The sequence below is a fragment of the Kineococcus haloalkalitolerans genome (assembly GCF_050871905.1).
Classification (GTDB): Bacteria; Actinomycetota; Actinomycetes; order Actinomycetales; family Kineococcaceae; genus Kineococcus.
This window is the reverse complement of record NZ_JBJLSH010000051.1, coordinates 1-23,554: the sequence shown is the minus strand read 5'-3', so window position 1 is coordinate 23,554 and position 23,554 is coordinate 1. Positions and strand designations below refer to the sequence as shown.

26 protein-coding genes and 1 pseudogene are annotated in these 23,554 nt (G+C 70.2%); 13 read left to right on the top strand and 14 right to left on the bottom strand.

Annotated elements, in window-relative coordinates:
* A partial coding sequence (locus ACRYMY_RS17005; protein ID WP_432548413.1) for a GNAT family N-acetyltransferase occupies positions 1-749 on the bottom strand: 749 nt, incomplete at its 3' end.
* Positions 750-1,502: 753 nt separating this feature from the next.
* On the opposite strand from ACRYMY_RS17005, the gene ACRYMY_RS17000 reads away from it, so the two are divergent.
* On the top strand, positions 1,503-4,127 hold the full coding sequence (locus ACRYMY_RS17000) for a tetratricopeptide repeat protein (RefSeq protein ID WP_432548412.1): 2,625 nt from the start codon (positions 1,503-1,505) through the stop codon (positions 4,125-4,127).
* A 402-nt stretch (positions 4,128-4,529) separates the two neighbouring features.
* Here the strand turns inward: ACRYMY_RS17000 and ACRYMY_RS16995 are convergent, their stop codons facing one another.
* Entirely contained in the window at positions 4,530-5,192 is a 663-nt protein-coding gene (locus tag ACRYMY_RS16995) for a hypothetical protein (RefSeq protein WP_432548411.1), read from the bottom strand.
* A 115-nt stretch (positions 5,193-5,307) separates the two neighbouring features.
* Positions 5,308-5,997, bottom strand: a complete 690-nt coding sequence (locus ACRYMY_RS16990) for a recombinase family protein (protein WP_432548410.1) — start codon at positions 5,995-5,997, stop codon at positions 5,308-5,310.
* 165 nt (positions 5,998-6,162) lie between these two features.
* On the opposite strand from ACRYMY_RS16990, the gene ACRYMY_RS16985 reads away from it, so the two are divergent.
* The gene (locus ACRYMY_RS16985) at positions 6,163-6,675 is read left to right on the top strand and encodes a hypothetical protein (protein ID WP_432548409.1); all 513 of its coding nucleotides are present in this window, start codon (positions 6,163-6,165) and stop codon (positions 6,673-6,675) included.
* An 884-nt stretch (positions 6,676-7,559) separates the two neighbouring features.
* On the opposite strand, the gene ACRYMY_RS16980 is transcribed toward ACRYMY_RS16985, so the two are convergent.
* Both ACRYMY_RS16980 and ACRYMY_RS16975 read right to left on the bottom strand, forming a co-directional pair.
* Positions 7,560-8,939: a DNA sulfur modification protein DndB gene (locus tag ACRYMY_RS16980; protein WP_432548408.1), complete on the bottom strand. Its 1,380-nt coding sequence runs from the start codon at positions 8,937-8,939 to the stop codon at positions 7,560-7,562.
* Positions 8,940-9,313: 374 nt separating this feature from the next.
* Positions 9,314-9,484 carry a hypothetical protein gene (locus ACRYMY_RS16975; RefSeq protein WP_432548407.1) on the bottom strand — a complete coding sequence of 57 codons (171 nt, stop codon included), beginning with the start codon at positions 9,482-9,484 and terminating at the stop codon, positions 9,314-9,316.
* 257 nt (positions 9,485-9,741) lie between these two features.
* On the opposite strand from ACRYMY_RS16975, the gene ACRYMY_RS16970 reads away from it, so the two are divergent.
* Positions 9,742-10,167: a hypothetical protein gene (locus ACRYMY_RS16970; RefSeq protein WP_432548406.1), complete on the top strand. Its 426-nt coding sequence runs from the start codon at positions 9,742-9,744 to the stop codon at positions 10,165-10,167.
* Positions 10,168-10,225: 58 nt separating this feature from the next.
* Positions 10,226-10,438 (top strand): hypothetical protein, encoded by a 213-nt coding sequence (locus ACRYMY_RS16965; RefSeq protein ID WP_432548405.1) that lies wholly within the window; start codon positions 10,226-10,228, stop codon positions 10,436-10,438.
* A 77-nt stretch (positions 10,439-10,515) separates the two neighbouring features.
* Here the strand turns inward: ACRYMY_RS16965 and ACRYMY_RS16960 are convergent, their stop codons facing one another.
* The 3 genes from ACRYMY_RS16960 to ACRYMY_RS16950 all read right to left on the bottom strand — a co-directional run bounded on the left by ACRYMY_RS16960 (position 10,516) and on the right by ACRYMY_RS16950 (position 13,034).
* Complete coding sequence (locus tag ACRYMY_RS16960) at positions 10,516-10,722, bottom strand: hypothetical protein (protein ID WP_432548404.1); 207 nt, start codon at positions 10,720-10,722, stop codon at positions 10,516-10,518.
* 171 nt (positions 10,723-10,893) lie between these two features.
* Positions 10,894-12,333 carry a relaxase/mobilization nuclease domain-containing protein gene (locus ACRYMY_RS16955; protein WP_432548403.1) on the bottom strand — a complete coding sequence of 480 codons (1,440 nt, stop codon included), beginning with the start codon at positions 12,331-12,333 and terminating at the stop codon, positions 10,894-10,896.
* Complete coding sequence (locus ACRYMY_RS16950) at positions 12,330-13,034, bottom strand: hypothetical protein (RefSeq protein WP_432548402.1); 705 nt, start codon at positions 13,032-13,034, stop codon at positions 12,330-12,332. Before ACRYMY_RS16950 ends, ACRYMY_RS16955 begins: the two co-directional genes overlap by 4 nt.
* Positions 13,035-13,562: 528 nt before the next feature.
* Here ACRYMY_RS16950 and ACRYMY_RS16945 point away from each other — a divergent pair.
* A complete protein-coding gene (locus ACRYMY_RS16945; protein ID WP_432548401.1) occupies positions 13,563-14,042 on the top strand; it encodes a hypothetical protein in 480 nt (159 codons plus the stop codon).
* Between the two features lie 284 nt (positions 14,043-14,326).
* Positions 14,327-14,911 carry a Uma2 family endonuclease gene (locus ACRYMY_RS16940; RefSeq protein ID WP_432548400.1) on the top strand — a complete coding sequence of 195 codons (585 nt, stop codon included), beginning with the start codon at positions 14,327-14,329 and terminating at the stop codon, positions 14,909-14,911.
* Between the two features lie 43 nt (positions 14,912-14,954).
* Here the strand turns inward: ACRYMY_RS16940 and ACRYMY_RS16935 are convergent, their stop codons facing one another.
* On the bottom strand, positions 14,955-15,392 hold the full coding sequence (locus ACRYMY_RS16935) for a hypothetical protein (protein ID WP_432548399.1): 438 nt from the start codon (positions 15,390-15,392) through the stop codon (positions 14,955-14,957).
* 264 nt (positions 15,393-15,656) lie between these two features.
* On the opposite strand from ACRYMY_RS16935, the gene ACRYMY_RS16930 reads away from it, so the two are divergent.
* The gene (locus tag ACRYMY_RS16930; RefSeq protein WP_432548398.1) at positions 15,657-16,601 is read left to right on the top strand and encodes a replication initiation protein; all 945 of its coding nucleotides are present in this window, start codon (positions 15,657-15,659) and stop codon (positions 16,599-16,601) included.
* Positions 16,598-16,906 (top strand): helix-turn-helix domain-containing protein, encoded by a 309-nt coding sequence (locus ACRYMY_RS16925; protein WP_432548397.1) that lies wholly within the window; start codon positions 16,598-16,600, stop codon positions 16,904-16,906. Before ACRYMY_RS16930 ends, ACRYMY_RS16925 begins: the two co-directional genes overlap by 4 nt.
* A 19-nt stretch (positions 16,907-16,925) precedes the next feature.
* Here ACRYMY_RS16925 and ACRYMY_RS16920 read toward each other — a convergent pair whose 3' ends face one another.
* From ACRYMY_RS16920 to ACRYMY_RS16905, 4 genes are all read right to left on the bottom strand, one after another.
* Positions 16,926-17,183 carry a hypothetical protein gene (locus tag ACRYMY_RS16920; protein ID WP_432548396.1) on the bottom strand — a complete coding sequence of 86 codons (258 nt, stop codon included), beginning with the start codon at positions 17,181-17,183 and terminating at the stop codon, positions 16,926-16,928.
* A 344-nt stretch (positions 17,184-17,527) separates the two neighbouring features.
* Positions 17,528-18,241, bottom strand: a complete 714-nt coding sequence (locus ACRYMY_RS16915) for a ParA family protein (RefSeq protein WP_432548395.1) — start codon at positions 18,239-18,241, stop codon at positions 17,528-17,530.
* A 238-nt stretch (positions 18,242-18,479) separates the two neighbouring features.
* Entirely contained in the window at positions 18,480-18,827 is a 348-nt protein-coding gene (locus ACRYMY_RS16910; RefSeq protein WP_432548394.1) for a hypothetical protein, read from the bottom strand.
* Between the two features lie 204 nt (positions 18,828-19,031).
* Positions 19,032-19,694, bottom strand: coding sequence for a DUF6226 family protein (locus ACRYMY_RS16905; protein ID WP_432548393.1), 663 nt, complete (start codon positions 19,692-19,694; stop codon positions 19,032-19,034).
* A gap of 190 nt (positions 19,695-19,884) precedes the next feature.
* Between ACRYMY_RS16905 and ACRYMY_RS16900 the strand changes: the two genes are divergently transcribed.
* The 5 genes from ACRYMY_RS16900 to ACRYMY_RS16880 all read left to right on the top strand — a co-directional run bounded on the left by ACRYMY_RS16900 (position 19,885) and on the right by ACRYMY_RS16880 (position 23,279).
* A complete protein-coding gene (locus ACRYMY_RS16900) occupies positions 19,885-20,166 on the top strand; it encodes a hypothetical protein (RefSeq protein ID WP_432548392.1) in 282 nt (93 codons plus the stop codon).
* Between the two features lie 5 nt (positions 20,167-20,171).
* A complete protein-coding gene (locus ACRYMY_RS16895) occupies positions 20,172-21,326 on the top strand; it encodes an aromatic acid exporter family protein (protein WP_432548391.1) in 1,155 nt (384 codons plus the stop codon).
* Positions 21,327-21,569: 243 nt separating this feature from the next.
* Positions 21,570-22,433 (top strand): cell division protein ZapE, encoded by an 864-nt coding sequence (gene zapE, locus ACRYMY_RS16890; RefSeq protein ID WP_432548390.1) that lies wholly within the window; start codon positions 21,570-21,572, stop codon positions 22,431-22,433.
* Positions 22,400-22,639 (top strand): AFG1/ZapE family ATPase, encoded by a 240-nt coding sequence (zapE, locus tag ACRYMY_RS16885; protein ID WP_432548389.1) that lies wholly within the window; start codon positions 22,400-22,402, stop codon positions 22,637-22,639. Before zapE (ACRYMY_RS16890) ends, zapE (ACRYMY_RS16885) begins: the two co-directional genes overlap by 34 nt.
* A gap of 151 nt (positions 22,640-22,790) precedes the next feature.
* Complete coding sequence (locus ACRYMY_RS16880) at positions 22,791-23,279, top strand: GNAT family N-acetyltransferase (protein ID WP_432548388.1); 489 nt, start codon at positions 22,791-22,793, stop codon at positions 23,277-23,279.
* Between the two features lie 111 nt (positions 23,280-23,390).
* Here ACRYMY_RS16880 and ACRYMY_RS16875 read toward each other — a convergent pair.
* Positions 23,391-23,554, bottom strand: a pseudogene (locus ACRYMY_RS16875) (GNAT family N-acetyltransferase); the annotation flags it as partial.

The following is a 23,554-nucleotide window of genomic DNA, read 5'->3' as shown; positions in this document are numbered from 1 at the left end:
TCCATGAAGCCGAGCCGCACCAGGATGGGCTTGCTGTCCTTAGAGGCATCGACCTGCAAGTAGCGCACCCCTCGCTCACGAGCCAGCTGCGCCCGCCGGGCCACCAACGCCCGGTAGATACCGCGCCCGCGCCACTGCGCCAGGGTCGATCCACCCCACAGGCCAGCGAACTGGGTGCCAGGCTTGCCCACCAGCCAGGCCGCGGAGACGACCTGTTCCTCCGCTTCGGCCACGAGCACCACCACGTCACTCGGTGCCGCGGTGACGCGGGTGAGCAGGTCCTCAGCCAGCCAGGACCAGTCCGCGTTCCACACCTGCGACTCCATGGCCGCGATGCGCTCGAAGTCGGCTCGTCCGCTGACCTGCCGCAGGCTCACGCCTGGCGGAAGCACCGGGTCGGTGGCCATCTGCTCGCTGACCCCGATCAGGACGGTCTCGGTGTCCTCGGGGACGAAGCCAGCGGCCGACAGACGCTGGGGTAGGTCAGAGGGGAGGTCGTGGGCCCGGGTCTTCCACTCCACGGCCTCGCCGCGGGCAGCAAAGAAGTCGCGCTGCCGGGCGATGAGGTCGTCGAGGTCGCTGCCACGTAGGCCGACGTCCACGGGCGGGTCGATGAACCCCCGTTGCTGTCCGACAATGCGCAGCAGGGGGCCGACCTGCTGGTAGTCGAACCCTGCGGGTGGGTCGGCTGGTATCCAGCCGCGCATCTGCTGGTCGTAGGCGGTGAGCATCTGGGCGGCGTTGATCATCGCTACGAGCCTAGTGCGGGCGTGCCCTCCTTCTGTGGAGCCGTGATCAACACGCAGACCGACAGCGCGGTCATCGACAAGAGCGGAAGATCACCAAGCCTGCTGTGGCGCTGCCTGGTGACGGCCTGGCATCGCAGAAGCGACCGATTGTGAGACGTGGGGACATGGTTCTGCAGCGGGTCGATCGGGCAGCCGCTGACTGACGCCGGTCGTCCGAGATGCCCGCGGAGACGTGGTGCCGCGGGGACCTTGCCCGGTGGTGACTTCAGGACCTGCAAGGTGGGCATCTGTGCCAGCCTGAGCGCTCTGTACAGCGGCGGCGAGGTACACCTGAGGTGGTGACGGATGGCTCGGCGCAACGCTGCTGGGATGCGGTGGCGGTCCTCGCGTGAGCAGTCGTGGGCACTGTTCATCCTGGCGGCTGTGCTGGCGGTCGCAGCGGTCTTGGTGGACCGCTGGTCGGGGCCGTCGTGGCTGCTGATGCTCCTCGCGCTCGTTGGCGCGGTGGGGGGCCTGCTGCTGACCCGGCTGCAGGCGGGCGCCAAGGAGAAGGATCAGCGCGCTGCGGTGCTCACGGAGGCCACCCGCACCGTCGATGAGAGCGGACAACAAGAGAACGTCCGCGACGTCGAGCTGTCGCGCTTTGGCGTGCACCGGGCCCACGTCGCGCTGGACTACGTTCACCGCGACGCCGAAGCCGAGCTGCTCGCCCTGCTCACAACGGGTGCTGCGGTGCTGGTTGTGGGGCACTCGATGGCCGGCAAGACCCGCATGACCGCTGAAGTTCTGCGCGAGCACTACGGGGACCACCCGATCTTATTGCCTGCTCCACCGGATGGGCTGGCGCAGCTCGCCGCTCAGGGGGCGCAGCCACACGGGACGGTGGTCTGGCTTGACGACCTGGACCGCTACCTGACCGGTGAAGGCATCCGGGTGGAGTGGCTAGACCGCATGCGCCAGCGCGGCAACCTCATCGTGGCCACAATGCGCGCCAGCGAGCACGCCCGCTACCAGCCCGATGCCCAGGTGCGCCCGCCGCAAGCTGAGCTGCTGGAGCGCTTCGAGGTGCTGCGCCTGGACCCGGACGACCCCACCGAGCGCGAGCAGCTGGCCGCGCAGGTGCAGGATGCGCGGCTGCGTGAGGGCATCGCCCGTTACGGGCTGGCCGAGTACGTCGGCGGCGGCTACCTGGCGGTGCAGCGCTACGAGAATGCCCGCGCCGCACCACACCCGAAGGGACACCCGCTGGGGGTGGCGATGGTGCGCGCCGCGGTGGACTGGCGCCGCGTCGGCCTCGACGTCATCCCAGCGACCTCCCTGGCAGCGCTGGCCCCGATGTACCTGCCCGAGCGTTATCGCTACGACCCCGGGGAAGACACCGCCACCGCCAGGGCGTGGGCCACTGAACTCGTCGATGCCACCATGCGCCTGCTGGAGCCGGCCGACGAGCACGGCGGCATCCGTGCCTTCGACTACATCCTCGACTACCTCAGCACCAGCAGCCCAGGTGATCCTGACAGCCCTGGTGGTCGAGGCTCCGCAGCAGGCGTGCCCGAGCACACCTGGCGCGAAGCAGTCTTCACGGCACCAGCAGAGCGCCGCATGGACCTCGCCTACAACGCGTACGACAGCGGCCGGCTTGGTGACGCAGAGGTCTTGTGGCAAGACATGACTGCTGATCGAGCTCGGCCTGATGAGGCCGCTGAAGCGGCGGCCAACCTCGGTGTCCTGCTGGCCGAGCGGGGCCGGCTTGAGGAGGCCGAGGCCGCTCACCGCCAGGCCATCGACTCCGGCCATACCGACGAAGCCCCCCGGGCGGCGTTCAACCTCGGGCGGCTGCTGACCGGGCGGGGCCGGCTTGAGGAGGCCGAGGCCGCCTACCGCCAAGCCATCGACTTTGGCCACCACGACGAAGCCCCCCGGGCGGCGTTCAACCTCGGTGTCCTGCTGGCCGGGCGGGGCCGGCCCGAGCAGGCCGAGGCCGCCTACCGCCAGGCCATCGACTCCGGCCATACCGACGCAGCCCCCGCGGCGGTGGCCAACCTCGGTGTCCTGCTCCAAGAGCGGGGCCGGCTTGAGGAGGCCGAGGCCGCCTACCGCCAAGCCATCGACTCCGGCCATACCGACCACGCCCCCGCGGCGGCGGCCAACCTCGGGCGGCTGCTGACCAGGCGGGGCCGGCTTGAGGAGGCCGAGGCCGCCTACCGCCAAGCCATCGACTCCGGCCATACCGACCACGCCCCCGCGGCGGTGGCCAACCTCGGTGTCCTGCTGGCCGGGCGGGGCCGGCTTGAGGAGGCCGAGGCCGCTCACCGCCAGGCCATCGACTCCGGCCATACCGACCACGCCCCCCGGGCGGCGTTCAACCTCGGTGTCCTGCTGGCCAGGCGGGGCCGGCTTGAGGAGGCCGAGGCCGCCTACCGCCAGGCCATCGACTCCGGCCATACCGACCACGCCCCCAAGGCGGCGTTCAACCTCGGTGTCCTGCTGGCCGAGCGGGGCCGGCTTGAGGAGGCCGAGGCCGCCTACCGCCAGGCCATCGACTTCGGCCATACCGACGCAGCCCCCGCGGCGGTGGCCAACCTCGGTGTCCTGCTGGCCGAGCGGGGCCGGCTTGAGGAGGCCGAGGCCGCCTACCGCCAGGCCATCGACTCCGGCCATACCGACGAAGCCCCCCGGGCGGCGTTCAACCTCGGTGTCCTGCTCCAAGAGCGGGGCCGGCCCGAGCAGGCCGAGGCCGCCTACCGCCAGGCCATCGACTCCGGCCATACCGACCACGCCCCCGCGGCGGCGGCCAACCTCGGTGTCCTGCTCGAAGAGCGGGGCCGGCCCGAGCAGGCCGAGGCCGCTCACCGCCAGGCCATCGACTCCGGCCATACCGACGAAGCCCCCCGGGCGGCGTTCAACCTCGGTGTCCTGCTGGCCGGGCGGGGCCGGCCCGAGCAGGCCGAGGCCGCCTACCGCCAGGCCATCGACTCCGGCCATACCGACCACGCCCCCGCGGCGGCGGCCAACCTCGGTGTCCTGCTGGCCGAGCGGGGCCGGCTTGAGGAGGCCGAGGCCGCCTACCGCCAAGCCATCGACTCCGGCCATACCGACGAAGCCCCCCGGGCGGCGTTCAACCTCGGTGTCCTGCTGGCCGGGCGGGGCCGGCTTGAGGAGGCCGAGGCCGCCTACCGCCAAGCCATCGACTCCGGCCATACCGACGCAGCTTCCCGGGCGGCGTTCAACCTCGGGGAACTGCTCGAAGAGCGGGGCCGGCCCGAGCAGGCCGAGGCCGCTCACCGCCAGGCCATCGACTCCGGCCATACCGACCACGCCCCCGCGGCGGCGGCCAACCTCGGAGGGCTGCTCGAGGGCCATGGCCCACCTGAGTAAGTCGCAGTCACCCGTGAGGCCATCCGCTGCAAGCGCGTTTCATGAGTCTTGAAAGGGGCCGTTTTCGAGACACCGCAGGGGAGCGGCGTCAGAGCCACGACACGCCGTCTCACGACTCGTGTCCGCCGTACTGCAGGCGCGGGCGGATCCGGGAGCGGCAGGCAGCTGCCTGCGCCCACCAGCAGGCGGCGTCGAGCACGTCGGGCGCGCAGCCGCGGGCGATGAGCATGGATGAGGCGTTCCACCAGGTGCGCAGTCGCTAGCGCAACGACGGTGCTGGGGCAGTGCCTTGGGTGCTGCCGGCCCGGCAGAAGGGCGTCATGCCCTCCAAGCGCAAGCCGTCGCGATGTGAGAACGGGCTCTGAGCAGCGGACCGTCCGCGATCGAACTCACGGAACAGGGTCAGGATGTCGAGCTCTGCCGCAGGCAGAGGTAGTAGCCCTGTCGTCCACCGATGTACATCTCTTCACACGATGCGGGGTCTTCGACCTCTTGGTAGGCGTACCAGTCCGCCGTGTTCGACGCGCAGGAGACCGAGCCCACCTGCCCGCCTCCTTCTTCATGCCAGCACGAGCCCGGCTCCGTGGGGCCAGGGATGTGGAAGCTCGAGGATCCAGAGGAGCTGGAAGATGCGCCCACAGAGCCACTCTCGGCGTCCAGGAGGCTCAGTCCGGCTCCACCCGCAGCCAGCAGCGTCACGGGCAGCGACACCAGTACGAGAGCCAAGGCTCCACCTCTCAGCCGAATGCCGAAGCCGCGGGCGAAGAAGTACATGCGTCCAGCCCTCCACAGCAGGAGGGCAGCCACGATGAAGCCACCGGTCCAGATGATGCCGCCTTGGCCAGCGCTGGCGTAGGTGGTGACCGATGCCAGCAAGGCCAGCACGATGGCGATCAGGTAGTAGTTGCGAGCCTTCTGCAACAGCTGGTGCAACTGGACCATCATCTGCATGGCTTGCAGCTCAGAGCGCTGCTCCTCGTAGCTTCTCGAGTCATAGGCGCCGAGGGGGGAAGGCGAGTAGGCCGCAGCTGCGCTTGGAGGCGGCGTGTTCTCGGAGCCGTTCACGCGCGCAGGCTTCCACGCAGCTCATGGCCAACTCACCGCTTCAGCAGATCCAGACGCTCACAACCCCCCGTCCGGCCGAGCCGAGCCACTCCTTGTCAAGGCTGCTTGTGCCCGTTCATCGAGTGATCTCCTGCCGCAAGCCCTCCGCGGCCTGGGACTTGTAGACGGCCCGGGCGGAGGAGAAGGTCCAGGCGGTACCGCCGCGGGCGGTGGGGACCTTGTCGCTGGTGAGAGTATCGGCGATGGCCTGCCAGGAGCGCCCCGCCTCGCGCTCTGCGACGATGCGGCGCACCACGTCCAGTGGCAAGACCGGGGGGCGGCCCAGGCGCACCCCGGCGGCCTTCTTGGCGGCCAGGGCGTCGCGGGTGCGCTGGCCGATCAGCTCACGCTCGAGCTCGGCGATGCCGGCGGTGATGGTGGCCATGAACTTGCCGTTGGGGGTGGAGGTGTCCACGCCCACGTCCAGGCACACCACCGACCACCCGCGACGGGTGGCCTCCTTGACCAGGCCGGAGAAGTCGTGGACCGAGCGCGAGAGGCGGTCCAGCTTGGCCACCAGCAGCACGTCGGCCTGGCGGGCGTTCAGCTGCGCCAGCGCAGCGGCCAGGGCAGGGCGGTTGAGGTCCTTGGCCGAGTAGCCGGCGTCCACGACGTACTCCAGCTGCCAGCCGCGCCGGGCCGCCTCGGCCGTCAGGGCGGCGCGCTGGGCCTCCAGGCCGGCGCCGGAGGTGGCCTGCTCCTCGGTCGAGACGCGCAGGTAGGCCAGCACCCGGGGAGGGCTGGAGGGCGGCGCGGCGGGGGTCACGGGGCCCACCTTGGCATGATCGTCGGCACTAAAGGGTCGTTTTATGCCGGATGGCCAGGCCGCAGCAGTAAGCTTGCCCACATCGGCAACGGCGCCCCTCGGAACGCATAGCTAAGATCGTCAAAGTGCTCCCTTGCCTACAATACTTGGCGGTGACTAAAAAGCATGGATGTAGCAACACAGATTTTCCAATTTTTGAATATGTGGATTGCTTTTCCCGCTACGGCGGGCGGGCTTATCTATGCTATTGTTCAAGTAAATAAGACTAAGAGTGCGTCTGAAGCCGCCAAGGAGTCCATAGAACGAGCGGAAAGATCGATATCAAGGAACCAATTGATCCTATTGATTCCTACCTTGCATCGCACCGAAGGTGACTTAGAGAATGCAATTGAGGGCGGTGAGCGTCGACTTGCCGCTTATCATCTAAGTTCTTGGAAGTGGTTTGGTTCACAACTAAGGACGTACCTACCCAATCAAAATGAAGACGACGTTAAGCTGGCGCAAGCGCTGCAGACCTCGATTGCACTCGCCTCTGACGCTAAAATAGAGGCGATGGATCAAGAAAATAAGCTGGCGGCAGCCTGCAAGCCGGCACTTCAGTCCATTGCTGTCGTGACTGGAGAACTAGGAAGAATAGCGGCAATCGAGATGACGAAGGCGAGTTCTGATGCGAAGTAACCGTGAAGAAATTGATCCTCGCATTCCCAAGATTGTTACCCGTCTAATCGCCGACACCAAGGAAGGTCGGATCGAATGGACGCCCGGAGGGCGCGGTGATCGCGTCATCTACTCAACGTCCGCGTCAAGCGTGACAATTGAAAGCGTCGATAACGACCGAATTCCACCCTTTCTCATTCGAGTTCTTAATCAAAACGGAGAAGTTGTAGCCTCCGTTAAATGTGATGCCGAATCTTCACTGTTGAGCGACGCTCGAGAGTTGTATCAAGTCGCCAGGCACAGTTCCCTACGAGTCGACGAAACGCTAAACTCACTGCTTTCAGATTGGGAATAACTCGACGAATCCGCGACCTGCTTGTCTACCAAATTTTTCAATATGGGTAGCGCTACTGCTATGAATGCTGGCTGCCTTAACGGTGCTGCTCAGCGTGCCGCTACTCCTCACCGCCGCACCGATGACGCTCTTGGAGGCGTGGGTGCTGGCGGTAGTCGCGGCACTGTCCACCCGACAGCGCTGGCAGCCATCGCAGCCGTGCCCCATCGCCGCACGCGGCCAGAGCTAGGACGAAGCGAAGGCGGGGCACTGAGCTGACATCGCCCAGCACGCCGGACTGCAAGCTCAGCAACGGCTACCACCTCAGGTTGCACCTGCGACACGACAACTTCCGGCTGTAAATAACGTCCTTTAGGCGTGGCGGACGCTGGCGTCGCGCAGGCAGGCGACAGCCACCACAATTGCGGCCATCCACGGTTAGGAGACGGTGTTCTGCCGGTTCTTGAGTACGGCCATGCGCAACGCGCCACGTGCTCGATGCACCTAGGACGGCATACGCCTCGCGGTCCCAGTCTTTCTAATCAGGGGCCGCGAGGCGTGTGTAGATCCGCTACGCGGAGATCACCGTCGCGCGCGGCCGGCCACGCTTCTCGCCCGGCCTGGCCGCCAGGCCCAGCTCTCCCAGCACGACCGGCGAGGTGAGTTCCGCGAACTCGTCGTGGTGCGCGGACAGGTGACCGAGGGCACGACGCGTGGCCTTCTCGTAGGTGGTGCGGTTACCGCCACCGGTACGAGTCTTGTACCCGACGACCTGCCCCTCGTCGAGCTGCGGTTCGACGACGACCAGCGTGTCGTTGAAGCTGGGGTGCTGGCCGTCCACGACCTTGTCCTTGCGCCACTCGAAGTCGGTGGCGAGTGCGTCGATGACCGCCTTGGGGTCCACGCCGCTCGACAGGCGTGCCGCGCAGATGATGCCCGCGATGACGTACAGCCCGGCCGCCGACCCGTGAACGTACTGAGCGCGGAACTCGGCAGGGGTGATCGCGCCGGAGGCCATGTCCTTCCAGCCCGGGATGCGCTCGTACGCGTAGTCCAGCAGGTCCACCGCTTCCGCCACCAGACTCACCAGCGCCTGCTCCTCGGACTGCCCCAGCTCGTGGACGACCTTCATCAGCGCCGCCTCACGGATGTCCGGGCTGCGGTCCCGGAAGCCCACGAAGATCGACGCCGTAGCGCCGCGGATCTGCGCCGCGGAGTAGAGCATCTCGCCCGAGGCGGTGCTCGTCTGGAAGGCCAGGCGGTCGGCGTTGCCCAGCAGGGCCCATTCCTTGGCGACCGCCAGGCCGAGACGGTTCGCCAGGCTTTCGCGGTCCATGACCGCGATCAGGCTCGGCGAGATGGGCTTGGTGGAAGCGAGCGTCACGAACATCCGCGAGATCTCATCCCGGTTGTTCTCCAAGACGATCAGGATGGGCACGGAAGACTTCTTCAGGTACGCGGCGACCTGCTCGGCTTCGAGGTCACCCTGCTTGACGGCCTTGAGCGTCTCGTTCCACAGCTCTCCGAGCGCCTCGTTGCGGTGCTGGGCGTCGAGGATGAACAGGCTGTGCCCGGAGCGGATGCCGAACGTCACGAGCTTGATGTCCGCACCGGAGCCGCCGCTGTCCCCCAGCACCTTCTTGGTGACGATCGCGTCCGGCGAAGTGGCGAAGATGAAGGTGCCCATCAGCAGCTTGTCGGCGTGCTTGTGCAGGCCGTCCTTGATCTTGCGCACGTGCGGCTTGTTGACGAGCCGGTTGCCCGGGTCCTCACCGTCGAGCTCGTAGTCGTCGCGCTTGACGACCTGGTCGACGGCCATCGCCACGACGTCCTGGATGGGGACGACGATCTGGATGGCCTGCAACTGCCCCATGGAGAAGGCGAAGCCGACGCCCTCGTAGCGGGTCGGCAGCAGGTCGACGTTCTGGAGCTCACTGAGCCCCGTGGGCATGGTGGTAGACATAAGATGGGTCCTCCTGTGGCCCGATGCCGGCGGATCAGTTGGTAGCTGGAATATGCCGGCGCAAGAAGTACAGCAGGCCGGCCTTGACGTGTCAAGGCCGGCCCGTTGCTGTCTTTATGCCGGCAAAAGCTACGTGCGGTACGGCCCGTCTCAGCTGTCCACTCGCTGCGGTAGTGATCACATGGGCCGGGTCGTCGACCTAGCGCCGGGTGCGTCTGACCAGCTGCTTTCACCGCCGCTGCGCCTGACCTTGCGCTGCGGCGTCGACCAGGCGCGGCACGGAAAGCCACCGGCCGCAGCCGGCCCACCTGCTTTGGGTGGGCGTCGCTGCGGGCGCGCACGATGAGCGAGGCACTGGCTTCTCACCACTGCACCCACCACTGATCGTCGCCCTGCACGTGCACGACGATCGTCTGCAGCAGCGCTGCCAGCCGTTGCTCAGGCCGCTGCGCGAGCGTTTCGACCCGAACCTGCCCGACTCGCCGCTTCTGGCACGCCGTCGACTCCAGCAACTGCTTCAGCGCCTCTCTCACTGGCGCAGCTACCGGGGCCTCAGGCGCGGAGACAACCTCGACCACGACAGGGCACGGTTCAGCCGCGCGGCACGAAACCGCACCGGCGGCCCGTCCTCATCGACATGCCTGGACGGGGTTGGCGGTCAACCGGCGGGCGAGGAGGGATGACCGTGACCATCGCGACGGCCTCGACCGAACGGGTGGCACCCGTCGCCCCCTCCAGCGCTCGTAATTTACGATCGTAATACGAGCAGCGCTCCTGAGGAGGACCAGTCATGAGCACCACCACTTCGCACCCCGACCCCGTCGATGCCCGCTTGACGCAGCTACGCACCGACATCGCCGCCTTGGTCGATGCCGCCATCGCCGACCTGACCGGCCACCTCCCCACTCCCGCCCCCAAGGCGTCCGCGAGCACGCCGGCGGATGGCGACAAGCTCGGCGAGGTCACCTACCTGCACTGGAAGCACCAGCAGGACCATGGCCTGATCACCGTCGAGGACAGCCTGCGCATCCGTCGCGCCCTGTACCGCGACAAGGTGCGCGCCACCGCCAACCTGTTCGGCAGGAGCACTGAGAACGCGCCGTTCTACCGCGTCGTGCCGTATCGCACCCCCACCCGTCCTCATCAGGAGGTCCGCCTCACTGCCCGTGGCGAGCAGCTGGCCCGTGACTACGCCGCGAAGCACAACCTCGGGTAGGGCAGTGTCACCAGGATGGCGGTGCCCCGGCGTCCACCCAGCTAGGCATCCTGCGGAGATGCCGCGCCCGACCTTCCGCGATGCCTACCTCGTCGAGGACTCCATGGGCGGTCCGTACGTCGGCGTGGTGCGCCGTGACCGTGCCGTTTGGCGCATCTTCCGCTTCGGCGTGCCTGAGCAGGAGCAGTCCCGCGAGGCCTTCGCCTCTCGTGAGGAGGCCGGGGTGCGCCTGCTGGAGTACGCCGCTGGGCTCGTGGCTACGTCCAACTGACGCAGCTTTCCTGCTTCAGCGAGTCTTGTCGGAGTGTGGCTCGCGCTCAGGAAGCTTGAGGTAGCCCCGGTAGGCCCTCAGCCGGGATAGGGCAGCTCGCTCACGCCTCCAAGGTTGTAGGCACTGTCACCGTCACCACCGATGTAGGTGCACGTCTTCGTACCGTCGGAGTGATAGCTGACCATCCACAGCGCGTCATAGGTGTCTTCACACATGGTGTCACCGCACGAGGTGAGCAGCGTGGAAGCCAGCACAGCAACGACGACAGCGAGCAGCTTGCGCACAGGAACCTCCAAGGCGGTGACGTAGATCTTGGAGATCGGCTGTGCGTTCTAACCTCTTGACGGCGCCTCACCAAGACGGGTCAGTACCTAGCTGATGTAGGACATCAGCAGCAGGTACGGACGTGCAGATCTGCTGCTGCCCGCGCACGTTGGCCAAACTTGCGGATGAAGTCAGCGCTCGAGCCTGTCCCCGCGTCCAGTGATGCGCGAGATGTCGCTGAGCGTGCGGTTCACGCGTGCCCGCGCTGTCTCTGCTGCCTTGGCGTCCTGAGCTGCCTCGATCGCCCGGGCGGCGGCCCTCACCACCCGGGCGGTGGCCTCGGCGGTCTTCTCCGCATCGCTCTTGGCGCGGCCCCTGAGCACACCCTCCAGACCCAAGGCGCTGCGACCGGCACCACCCCGACCGGCACCGCTGCGGCCGGCTGCGCTGCGGTCGGCGGGACCGGGCAGTTGGGGCTGGTCGGGGGTGGGACCGAAGGCGACTTGGCGCAGCCGGCGGATGTTGTGCAGGTGCGCCTCCTCGCGGGCGCGCCGGGCCACAGCGGCCGCGGCCTGCTGCCCGCCGCGCTGGCGCTGCTGCCACCACGCGTCGTCGGCACCGAGGCGGGCGGCGACCACCTGCGGCAGCGCCTGCAGCCGCTGTGCGCTCTGCTGGGCGGCCGCCTCGGCGTGGGCCTGCCCGGTGCGCCGCTCGTGCCGGGCTTTGGACTCCAGCGCCCGCCGCGGCACCTGCACCCCTGGGACTGCCACGGAGGCCTCGAGGACGGGGGCGACCTTGCTCCACGACAGCGCCCGGTCCAGCTGCGAGGCGCGGAACCACACCGCCTCCCCCGCCGGGTCGAGGTGCCCGGGCAGGCAGAAGGAGTACCCGCTCACCCGCCCCGTCGCGGCCACGTTCGCCCGGTAGCCCACCCCCGCACGCTCCAGCGCGGCCTCGAACCCCTCCCGCCCGGCACCCGCGGCGGCCTCGACCGCCGCGCGCACCCGCTCGGCCAGCTGCACCCGCTCCGGCGCCGCACCCGTGCGCTGAGCGCGCCGCCACTCCCCCGCGCTCAGCTGGTGATCCGCGGCGCGCTGCGTGTCCCTCGTCGAGACCCGCGGCGCCAGGGTGAGGCCGTACTCGCGCTCCAGCTGCGTGCACGCGGCCTGCGCGCTGCGGTAGTCCTGCCGCGCGTGCCAGACCCGCCCGTCGAAACCCACCCGCGACACCGCCAGGTGCACGTGGTCGTCGCCGTGACGCACGATCACCCACGGCTGCGTCGCACGCTGCTCCCAGGCGATGTCGGCATCGACCGCGTCCACGAAGCCCATCGCCTCGGCGAACAACGCCCCCGCCTCGGCCCACTCTGCATCCGACAAGGTCCGGTCCCCCGGCGCGCAGCGCAGCGAGGCGTGCCAGATCGGGCGCTTGATGTCCGGCCGGGTGCTGGCCGCCTCGCTCAAGATGCTCGCCCACGTGGTCCCGTCCCGGCTGCCCTCCAGGCACAGGTTCCCCCCGATCACCGCACCCCCGGCCCAGCCGTCGTACACGTGCTCCTCGGCGTTGCCCGGCCCGTGCAGGTACGCGGCCAGGTCCCCCGCCCGCTCCCCCCGCGTGATCTTCGCGATCACCCCTGACCACCACCCGTGGTCCAACGGTTGACCGGCGGGTTTCCTGCTGGATCTGCCGGCGCCTGCGGCGACCCTGGCGTCCGACGCGACGCCCGCGCATCCGCCGCTCGCGGCGCCTTTTCCGGTGCCGTGCGCGCCGCACGCTGTGACGCTTTGCGCCTCGCCGGTGCAGCCACCGCGCCACTAGCCGCACCAGCTGCTGCACCCGTTGCCGCAGCACCAGCCGCCCCAGCCGCCGCCTCACCGCTGGTGTGCTTGCGCACCACCGCCAGCACCGCGCGCACCTCCACCAGCGCCTCCTGCAGCTGTGCCAGCACCTGCCCCTCTACCCCGCGTCCATCCCCGCTGCGGCCGTCTGCGCCGTGTCCGTGCCGGGCCTGCACGTTCAGCGCCCGCACCGCCTGGTTCAGGTTGTTGCCCATCCGCGGCAGCTCAGCGTTCAGCACCGACGACATCGACCACACCGCCAACGCCGCCGGGTCCATCTCACCCGCTGCAGCCGGCTCACTCGGCGTCGCCTTTACGCGGCTGCGCCGTCCGGCCCCGGTGCCCGATTCACCGCCCTCGGCCAACCGTGCAGCCACCTCATCGCGCACCCACGACCCCAACCGACCCCGCCCCGCCGCCACAGCCGCCGCCTCCCACACCGCGTGCTCCGCCGGCGTCAGACGCACCGCCACCGTGCGCGTGCGCTCTCCCACCATCTACGGCCTCCCCATCTGCGGTGCTCGTGCTGCGGTGCGTGCGGTGCGTCGGTGCAGCACCCGCGTGCCACACCGTGTGTGCGTTCTCGGCGCCCTGGCACCGGGTCGTGCTGCGCGAACGAAGTGAGCCGGCACCCCGCCCACCCCACGGGCGGGCCCTGCCCGCGAGCGAAGCGAGCAGGCAGCGAGGTGACCACCCGTGGAGCGCTAGCGTAACGATGGTCATACCTCGCATCCCACCCAACCGGGTGGGTCCCCGCAGCCTAGCCGGGGTGGTGGCCGGCCGGGAGGCAGCCCGCAGGGCTGCAGCACGTGCGGCGCCCCGGCGCCGCACGCACACCCGCGCGAGGTGCTGGGTGCTAGGCGGGGTGCTCGACGCGCCCCACGCGGCGGCACCCCGCCCAGCACCCAGCACCGGGCCACGATGTGCCAGCCCGCGGCGCGCCCTGCACCGCAGATCGCCTCGCGATCGACATGCGATCGACACGCCAGGACGTGAGCCGGCATCCAGCTACGGTCGAGACCGTGAGCGATCCTGTGGGTAGTCGCGACAGCGCTTCGATCAGCGATCGGGACTTCAAAGTCATCTGGAACCGCGCCGGCCGCGCGGGTCTGGCCACGGCCCCCGAGTACGACGGCGACGCCGCCTTGCACCTGGTGCTCACCTTCCACCGCAAGGTCGTCGCTCGCGGCCTGCTCGGCACGCTGGACACCTACGAGGACGACCTGAACTACCCCCTGCCCTGGGTGCTGCAGGCCTACCGCGCCCTGAGCCTGCACATCAGCGCCACCGTCATCGAGCAGGCCTTCTACGACCACTACGGCCTGCTCATCGCCGCCCAGTACGACGACAGCCACGGCATCAGCAGCGACAAGGGCACTGCGCGCTGGGACAGGGCCCAGGCACGCATCGATGCCACCTACACGCTCACCGACGCCGCCATCGCCCGCGCCACACGAGCACTGATCGCCCAAGCACCCGAAGACTTCGCGCCCCCGCGCTGAACAGCACCACCCGGCACCACCCGTCACCGCCCGGCACGCACTCCGGTGTCCCACCGCGTCAGGTGCAGGCGCAGGACCAGGACGCGGGGCACCAGGAGCGCCACGGGCACATCAGGCGGGTGCGTGGCAGGCCGCCGGGAAGGTGAGGGGCGGGCGAACCGGACAAGCACCGCCCAGGCACCGAACACGCATCGAGCAGGCATCGAGCAGCCCCGCTCCGGCCGCAGCCCGAGGCCCGTGCTCGCCCCAGCCGGGGCTGGGGCGCCGCCGTTAGGCTGGCGGGCATGAGCCTGAGCGCTGCGCGCCTGGGAGTCCCGGTGCAGACCTGGACCTCCGCGAAGGCGGGCGTGGGCGAACGCCTGGAGGTCGTGGACGGGAAGCTTGTGGTCAAGAAGGTCGGCGGCAACCCCCACCACCGCATCGCCGCCCGCCTGGCGCTGGAGTTCGAGGACCAGTGGCCCGATGCCTACGCCGCCGCCCCCGGCAACTGGGCCATCACCCTGGCCCCCGACGGCACCGTGGTGCACGGGCGCATCCCCGACGTCCTGGTGGACGGCCCCTCCTTGAACGAGGACGCGGTGTGCACCCAGCTGCCCCGCGCCGCGGTGGAGGTGTGGTCACCGAGCAACACGCTGGCCGAGATGAACGACAAGCGCTCGGAGTACCGCCGCGCGCACCTGCCGGTGCTGCTGGAGGCGTACCTGACCGCCGAGCAGCAGGTGCACCTGGAGTGGCTGCTCAACACCGGTGACAAGTGGCTGACCATCGCCACCGCCGTGGGCGATGCCCCCCTGCACGTGCCGGCCAGCGACGCGCACCCCGCCTTCGGCGTCGTGCCCAACGACCTGCTCGGCCGCGGCCGCACCTGAGCGCACCGCACGCCCCGCTGACGCATCAGGCGTGGGGAGGGCGCTAGTCCGCCGGCAGCTCGTAGTGGGCAGTACGTTGCTGACCCCACCCGAAGGACGTCTCGCACACCCAGTCCTCCAGCTGCGCGGCCAGGTGAGCGGCGACCTCCGCCTCCGTCGGCGGCACCTGCTCGTCCGCGCCCCACGGGTCGTCCCGCTGCCACGGGGACAGCAGCCACTGCTCGTAGCGCTCCCCTGGCACGTCCAGGCGCACCCACACGTCCCCCTCCTCCCCGTCCACACCCCAGTGCACGCTCAGCGCTTCCAGCTCCTGCGGGGCCAGCAGGCTGTGCACCACCGGCTCGACCACCCGCCGGCGCAGGACGGCCAGCTGCTCGTCCTCGGCATCGGTGACCGGCCCAGGCCGCGGGCAGCTCTGGCTGGGCAGAGGGGTGGTGTTGACCTCCACCCGCAGCCAGGAGCGGTACGGCCCAGGGGACACGTCAGTAGACGGGTCCTCAAAGGAGGTGGACGCGGAGGAAGGCTCGCTCACCCACCCAGGGTGCTGGCGCACAGGGAGCCTGAGGGGGACCGCTGGCAAGGAGGACGGGGGGTGGGGAGGAAGCCGGAAGCTGAGACGAGCGGAAGAGCGGGGTAGAGCTGAACTATCTGAGTAGGCTTTCGGGATCGGCCTACCCCAATCAGGTTGACGACGCTCGGCGTGTCCCACCCCAACTAGAGCGATCTTGCTGGCACGGTGTGCGCCATGTCAGGGGCCCCCAGCGTGCGCAAGGACGCGCCGATGGGTGCGCAGGCGTGGACCGAGGCGTGGTCCCCGCGCCGGCCGCTGGCCACCGACGACCTGAGCCGGGGCTGCTGGCGCCAGAGCCGCGACGACGCGTTGGCCCGTCGCTACCTGGAGCACTCCCCCAAGGCGCTGCTGTCGATGCTGGTTATCGACGTGGACCACGAGGACACCCTCATCCGCGCCCTGCAGCGGCCCAGGACGCACCCCATGCCCTCCTGGATCGCCGAGAGCCCGAGCGGGCGCGGGCACGTGGGCTGGGTGCTGAAGACCCCGGTGGTGCGCACCGATGCCGGGCGCATGCAGCCGATGCGCTTCGCGGCCAAGGTCGAGGAGGGCCTGCGCCGCTCCCTGGATGGTGACGTGGGCTTTGCCGGGCTGCTGACCAAGAACCCGGTGCACGACGACTGGGTGACGACCTGGGGCTCGGGGCACCTGTACGAGCTGGGTGAGCTGGCCAAGGGCCTGGGTGAGCTGATGCCGCGCACCCTGCCCCGGCGGGTGGTGGACTGCTCGGGCTTCAGCCGCAACGTGGCGCTGTTCAACCGGCTGCGGCTGTGGGCCTACCGCGCCCGGCGCCGCTACAGCGACCAGCGGGAGTGGGAGCAGGTCGTCGCCGCCTTCGCCGTCAACGTCAACCCCGAGTTCGCTGTGCCGCTGCCGGCGCAGGAGGTGGCCCAGACCGCGCAGTCCGTTGCACGATGGGTCTGGCGCCGCTCCTTCGACGAGGCCGGCTTCCGCGCCGTGCAGGTCAAGCGCGGCAGCAACGGCGGCAAGAAGGGCGGACGGGCCAACAGCCCAGCGCAGCTGGAGCAGCGTCGGCGCAACGCGCCGATAGCTAGCGCCAAGGGTGCTGCGGCTCGACGGAAGGTGACGGCAGCACAGATGGCGGAGGACCTGCTGTGAGCGCTCAGCAGCCCGGGAGGCGCAAGCTGACGGCCCGTGAGGCCGCCGAGAAGTACGGCGTCTCCACCCGCACCGTGCGGCGGCTGGTGGCCGAGCCGCGCCAGGACTTCCTCAACCGGGCCGCGGCCCGCCGGGCGCAGGCGGTGCAGCTGCGCCTGGCCGGCGCCACCTACGCCGAGATCGCCGAGGCGATGGGCTGCTCCACCGGCTCCGTGGGCAGCCTGCTGCACGATGCGCGCCGTCGCGGGGAGATGCCCGAGCCGACTGCTGACGCCGACCGGCGCGAGGAGCAGGCCGCCTCCTGAGCGGGCGTGGCGAGGACAGCTAGCGCCGCTTGCGGCCGCTGGCCTGGGAGTCGGTGGGCCGGGCCGCGATCGCGGCTACGACCTCTTCGTGGCTCAGCTGGGCCAGCAGGCGCTCCAGCGCCAGGCGGACCACCGCAGACTTGCTGACGTCCAGACGGGGCCGGCGCGTAGTCCCGGCGTACCGGATGGCCTCCAGCGCCGTATCGGTGCCCTCGTCCAGGTAGACGGCCACCTTGCGCAGCTCACCGGCCACGACGGCCGTGGCCAGCGCCCCCACCTCCGGTGCGGGAGGAGCAGCAGCGGCCGCTGGGGGCGGCTCAGGAGCACGCGCGGGAGTAGGCGCAGGGGGCTGCGCAGGGGCTGCGGGCTCCTCGGACAGGCCGGGTAGGTGCTGCTGCCCCTCCGGCACCTCGGGAGGCCCCAAGGGCCCCTGGGGTCCTTGGGGCTCCTGCCGGCGCGCTAGAGGTGCTGGGGGCTGGCTGGTGGGCTCACGGGGTGCGGCGGGGGCGGGGTGCTGGGGCGCCAGGGTCCGCCGGCTCCTGGGCGGTGGGGGGCTCTTGCGCTTGGCGCGGCTGGCCAGGGCGTCCAGGCTGTCCAGGCCGTCCAGACCGTTGGTGGTGCTCATGCGGGGTACCTCTTCACCAGGTCGGCCAGGGAGTGCAGGGCGTCCACGACCGGCTGCAGCGCCTTGGCGGGCTGCTCCTCGGCGGTCATGGCCATGCGCTTTCGGCGAAGGCCCACGGCGCTGACGGCTGGGACGGGTGCGGCTACCCGCACGGGGGTGCCGGCCACCATCTCGCGCAGCTTCTTGCGGCTCTGGGCGTCCGGGACGCGCGGGACCATGTTGGGCAGCAGCACCAGGGGGTAGTCGGCCATCTCCCGCACCATCCCGGCGGTGGCCTCCAGCTCCTTGACCCGCAGCGGGACGGGGGCGACCACGACGTGGGAGACGGCGCAGGCGCCGTCGCTCCAGGCGCTCCAGCCCGGGTGGGTGTCGATGACGACCCACTCGCTGTCCCACTCCCCCGCCCAGCGCTGCACCGCGCCGGCCACGTCTTCGGAGGACGGCTCGAGGTAGACCAGGTGCGGGTGCCCGGGCACCAGGTCCGGCTTGCCGTGCCCGCGCAGGGGCCGCGGTGTGCGGCCCTTCTCGAAGGCGTCTACCAGCGGCACTGTGGTGCGCTGCTCGTGCCGGTAGCCCCACATGCGCGAGGCGCTGCCCTCGTCCCACTCGAAGTCCACCAGCGGCGCACCCAGCAGCTGCGCCAGCTCGTAGGCCACCGTCGTCTTGCCCACCCCACCTTTGCGGGAGTGGACCGTCACGATCTTCGCCACATATCGCACCGTAGACAGATCGACCTGTCGATCCAGGGATCTAGCGACGGTGTGTCGGATCGACTTAACGATCTATCCATCTAGCGATCCGTCGTTGTGTCGATATATCACTTTGTCGCTATGTCGATGGTGGCGGTTCACGACCCGTAGGTGAGCACGAGCACTGATCGCCCCAGGCGACAGCGACGACGGTCGTGGCGCAGCACCCGGTCGCGAGTCCACTGGGAGGCGTGAAGGCTCAGGTGGGTGCAGATGCGGGGCTGCTCGGTTGGGCGCCGGTGTTGAAGCTGACGATCCGCCGGCTGGGGTCCAGGCACTCCTCCAGGGCCGTGGCGGCATCCGGGTCGGCGGGCCAGGCGTCATCGGTGAAGGGCACCACGCCACCTCCTGCTGAGAGCACCGTGCCCGCCGGTGCTGAAGTGCCGTCGGGCAGGACCACGCTGGAGGTGCGCTCGTCCCAGGTGGTGCCCACGGGCCACAGCACGGGCAGAGCATCCAGGCTCAAGCAGCTCCCGTCGTAGGCCAGGGCGCCGCCGACGAGCGCGCTCATGCTGTCGCCGTTGCCGTGAGCGTCGAAGGCGACCACGGGCCCGTCGATGAGCAGGCCGGGTGCCGCGCCGTCCTGGGCGGGGGAGCAGGCGGCCAGCCCGGGCCGCGCCGAGCAGCGCGGCGGCCGTGAGCGCGGCTGGTGTCCGACGGCGCCGTGGGGGACGGGTCAGGGGGTGTGGACGCGCCGTGGGCCCGCTCGGATGCTGAGGGGCACCGCGACTCGATGCGTCCACCGCGCCGCTCACCACCAGGAGCTCCCGTACACCACGGGGTACGGGCAGCGGCCGGCACGGGCCTGCTCCAGCAGCTGCTCGACGTTCAGGCTCCCGGCCGCCCCCTCGGCCTGCCAGCCCGTCCGTCCACCCTGCACGACGCCCTGCGGGGTGGCCACGTGCGCGAAGGCGCCGGTGATGACGTCCCAGACGGCCCCGTCCAGCTCCTCCAGCAGCAGCGCGGAGCCGTCGTCGCAGGCGTCGCACCCGCACACCGGCAGGTGGGTCAGCACCACGGCGGGCTCACCGACGCCCAGGTCGATCACGTTGTCCTCGTACCCGTCAAAGCCGCGGTGGCCGATCAGCAGCGGCAGGGCGCCGGCACGACGCGGTCGTAGGCGGTACGTGTGCACGGAGGAGACCCGCTCGATCCCACCCTTGCGCCAGGCAGAGGCAGCCTCACCGGGCTCCACCGGCTCCACGTCAGCCAGCTCCAGCTCGGCCAGCGCCTGCATCCAGGCCCGGACGCGGGCGGTCAAGATGCGGTACTTGCCCGGGTCCAGGCAGCGGGAGTACTCCTGTGGATCCACCTCCCGCTCGAAGTCCGGGTGTGGGTCCGGCCATCCGGGGGTGCCCGCACCGGTGACGGCGAAGGCGGCCTCGACGGCGGTGCGGATGCTGCGCTCGTGCACACCGGCGACCGTAGGTCGTCACCGGTCGGCCAGCGCGTACCGCGGCGCGGATCAGCGGCCCGCGAGCGGGGGCTCTGTGCGGTCGCGGCATGGTTGCGGTCTGCGGTAGTTGTGGGGCTGCTGCTCCTACGGGCTAGAGCCGGGGGGTCGACGTCGTGGAGGTCCTGACCCCGTGGTGGATTCACATCTGTTGAGAGCGACGCTGTCGACGGGTCTGGCGTTGAGCGGCCTGAGGCCGCTAGAGCTGATGGGCGGGTGCGCGGCGATCGGGGACCACACCGTCCCGGGCAGGCTCGAGCAGATGCCGGCGACCGCGGTTGCGCGTACGGGTGTCGAGCACGACGCGGCCGCGCTGGTCCGGGACGAATATCTGGACGGGCACCTGGACGACGAGGGCACGAACCACCCCGCGCCGGTCAGCGACGAGCTGGCTTGGGGATCGCAGTCACCCGCCGGCGGTGCTCACCGGTGACGCCCGTGGACCGTGCCCGCGGGGCACTGGCGGCGGCGCGGCACCCGAAGGACCTCATCCGGCTGGCCACGACGGGACGGTGGCCGCGGTTGGAGATGGCGCTCAAGGCGGCGGCCGCGGCCCTGATCGCGTGGCAGGTGGCGCTGTGGCTGCCCTTCGCGCCGGCAGAGCAGTACCCGTACTACGCCCCGTTGGGGGCAGTCATCGCGGCCTACACCAACGTGCGCAGCTCGGTGACCTCGTCGGTGGGTGCGGTGCTGGCCGTCCTGGCCGGTGCGGGTTTGGCGGTGGCAGCGGGCGAGCTCATCACCGCCGACCTGGTCCTGGTGCCGCTGGTCGTGGGCATCGGTGTCCTGCTCGCCGGCCTGCGGATCTTCGACGGCCAAAGCAACTGGGTGCCGATCGCGGCGCTGTTCGTCCTGGTGGTCGGCGCCCAAGACCCCGGCACGTACATCCTGGCGTACGCGGGGCTGACGCTGCTGGGGGCTGCGGTGGCCGTGCTCCTCAACCTCGTGCTGCCGACGGTGCCGATCGCCCAGAGCAGCAGGGCGATGCGCCACCTCGCGGCGACGCTGGCCGACCAGCTCGACGACCTCGCCGGCGGGCTGTCGCTGGAAGAGCCACCGTCCAGCCCCGCGTGGCAGGAGCGGTTGCAGTCCATCGAACCGGTGCTGGCGTCGGTGCGCTCGACCAAATCACAGACGAGCAGCTCCTTGTCGGCCAACGCCCGCGCCCGCAGGGAGCACGGCGTCGTCGAGCGCCAGCGCAACGCTGCCGTGGTCCTGGAGACGGTGGCCACCCGCACAGCCGACCTGAGCGACCTGATCTTGGACGTGCGCGCGGTCGGGGAGACCGGCGTCGACGTCGAAGCACCTCTGCGTGCTCCGACGGCCCGTGCCCTGCGCGCGGCCGCCGCCGCGGTCCGACCACTGGGGCACGAGGACTCTCCCCGAGCACCAGAGGTGGGGCTCTTGCGGCAGCGGTTGCGGGAGCTGTCCGAGGCCGCCGCCGCGCAGGACATGCCCGACTACCGCGGCCGCGAGATGGCCGGGGCCGTCACCACAGGGCTGCGTCGTCTTCTCGGAGCACTGGCCACCGGCCTGGAGGAGGAGCAGGAGCGCCGCCGCGTCGAGCAGGACGCCGTCCCCCCGACGTCCTGAGCACTTGCAGCAGCGCTGAAGTCGCTGGGCATCGCGGGTGGGTAGCCGTGCCGGTGAGGAGCTGCGCCGATGCTTAGGGACCTCGGGAGCGACCGTTCGTGAGAGGGCATCTGCGCCCGAGGAGCGGGATGACCGTGAACACGGGACGGGTGGCCGCAATCGTCAGGGCGGACCACCCCGGTGTGATCAACATGACGTGGCCGACAGCCGCCTCCTCCCGGCACCCTGAGTCGGGGAGGCAGAGTGCGACAGGGCCAGCTCGAGGACCTCAGGCGGGGGTTCGACACCGCCGCGTCCGCTGCCGGATCATGCCTAGAGCCGGCACAACAAGCCGTGGCCGACCGGTTGGCCCGGTTGGGAGCCGGTGTCCTGCACCAGCGGGCCTGGGGACGTCGGAGCGTGCTGCGGCGACCCGCCACGTCGGTGCGAGGGGTGTACCTGCACGGCTCGGTCGGACGCGGCAAGACGTGGCTGACCGAGACCCTGCTGCACCAGCTGCCACCCGAGGGGGTGCTGCACCTGCACGCCTACGACGCGGCGCGGCGGCTGCATGCCCACGTCGCCCGCGCCGTGGAGACCCCCGGGGCGGTGCAGGCTGCGGTGACGCGCCTGCTGGCCGGGGTGCACCTGCTCTACCTGGACGAGTTCCACGCCCACGACCCCGGTGACGCGATGCTGCTGGCCCGGCTCGTGCGGGCCCTGCCCGCGCAACGGGCGACGCTGGTCGCCACGTCGAACTACCCACCGCACGGGCTGCTGCCCGACCCGCGCTTCCACCACCTCGTCCTGCCCCTCATCGCCGCGCTGGAGGACAGCTGCGACGTCGTGCAGCTGGCTGGAGACCTGGACCACCGCTCCCGCGGTCACGGCAGCGCCCGCCCGGGCTGGTCCAGCGGGCAGTGGCGCGTCGTACCGCCGGTGCAACCGGACACGACGGACCCGGCAGGCGGTGAGCCAGGTACGACGGCGGTCGTGCTGGCGGCCGGACGTCGGCTGCCGGTGCTGGCCACCGCACCTGAGCGGGTGCGGGTGACTTCGCGGCCTTGTGCGAGGGGCGGACCGCGGTCAGCGATGTGCTGGATCTGGCCGAGCGGTTCACGACGGTAGAGCTGGTGGGGGTTCCACGGTTGTCCAGCACCTCCGCCGACGCCCGGCGTCGCTTCGCGGGGCTGGTGGACGTGCTGTGCGATGCCGACGTCCGTCTCGTGGTGGAAGCGGCCGGCCCGTTGGAGGAGATGGTGGACAGCGATGACCTCGACCACGAGCGGATGCACAGTCGGTTGCGCCTGCTCGGGGCCGCGACGACCGCATGATCGCTAGCCATGCGGGCGGCGGGATGACCGCGAGGTACTTCAGAGAGGCGCTGGGCCCCGTCAGTCCACGACAGGCGGCATCAGGAGGAGACCGCAGCGTGGCGTCGGGTGCGGTGATCGCTCGCTCCACGACACCCGGCATCCTGAACGCATGCAGGTCACGGACGGGCACTCGGTGGTCGAGCTCACTGCCAGCCTGGACGCTCAGCGCGAGGCGGCGGGCATCTGGGCCCGCGCCACCGCCGAGCGGGACCACCTGTCGGCGGTGCCCTCGATCGAGGACAAGCTGACCGGCATCCAGCAGGCGCTGACCGCAGCTGGTGCATCGCTGCACCTGGCTCGCCGCGGCCAGTCCGCCGTGGGGTTCTGCATCCTCGTCCCGCAGGAGGACTGCCTGGAGGTCCGCTACCTGGCCACCAACCCCGAAGCCTGGGGCTCGGGAGCAGGCCGGGCGCTGCTGGAGCACGTGCGCCAGCACGCCCGCCGGGCGGCCTTCCCCCGCGGTGAGCTGTGGGTCATCGCCGACAATGCGCGAGCGATCAACGTGTACGAGCGCGCGGGCTGGGTGGCCACCGACGCCGTCGAGGAGCGCGGGTTCGCGGGGCGCCTGGAACGCCGCTTCGTGCGCGACTTCCGCTGACCCTTCACGGTGCTGGTCGAGCAGCGACTGCTCAGGCATCGGTACGAGCAAACAGTCACGACAGCGGCTTGACCGGTAGATGCTCCGGCTGCCGTTGCCAGCGAACGCTGGTTAGGGCTGCCAGACATAGGGGGTCGTGGTGGTGACCTCCATGAAGCCGAGCCGCACCAGGATGGGCTTGCTGTCCTTAGAGGCATCGACCTGCAAGTAGCGCACCCCTCGCTCACGAGCCAGCTGCGCCCGCCGGGCCACCAACGCCCGGTAGATACCGCGCC

What these genes read in the sequence shown, in the direction of transcription:
- ACRYMY_RS16930 (WP_432548398.1), top strand. Translation starts at nt 15,657, where the DNA reads ATGTCAGGGGCCCCCAGCGTGCGCAAGGACGCGCCGATGGGTGCGCAG.
- ACRYMY_RS16965 (WP_432548405.1), top strand. Translation starts at nt 10,226, where the DNA reads ATGCCGCGCCCGACCTTCCGCGATGCCTACCTCGTCGAGGACTCCATG.
- ACRYMY_RS16970 (WP_432548406.1), top strand. Translation starts at nt 9,742, where the DNA reads ATGAGCACCACCACTTCGCACCCCGACCCCGTCGATGCCCGCTTGACG.
- ACRYMY_RS16880 (WP_432548388.1), top strand. Translation starts at nt 22,791, where the DNA reads ATGCAGGTCACGGACGGGCACTCGGTGGTCGAGCTCACTGCCAGCCTG.
- ACRYMY_RS17000 (WP_432548412.1), top strand. Translation starts at nt 1,503, where the DNA reads ATGGCCGGCAAGACCCGCATGACCGCTGAAGTTCTGCGCGAGCACTAC.
- ACRYMY_RS16980 (WP_432548408.1), bottom strand. Translation starts at nt 8,939, where the DNA reads ATGCCCACGGGGCTCAGTGAGCTCCAGAACGTCGACCTGCTGCCGACC.
- ACRYMY_RS16985 (WP_432548409.1), top strand. Translation starts at nt 6,163, where the DNA reads ATGGATGTAGCAACACAGATTTTCCAATTTTTGAATATGTGGATTGCT.
- ACRYMY_RS16940 (WP_432548400.1), top strand. Translation starts at nt 14,327, where the DNA reads ATGAGCCTGAGCGCTGCGCGCCTGGGAGTCCCGGTGCAGACCTGGACC.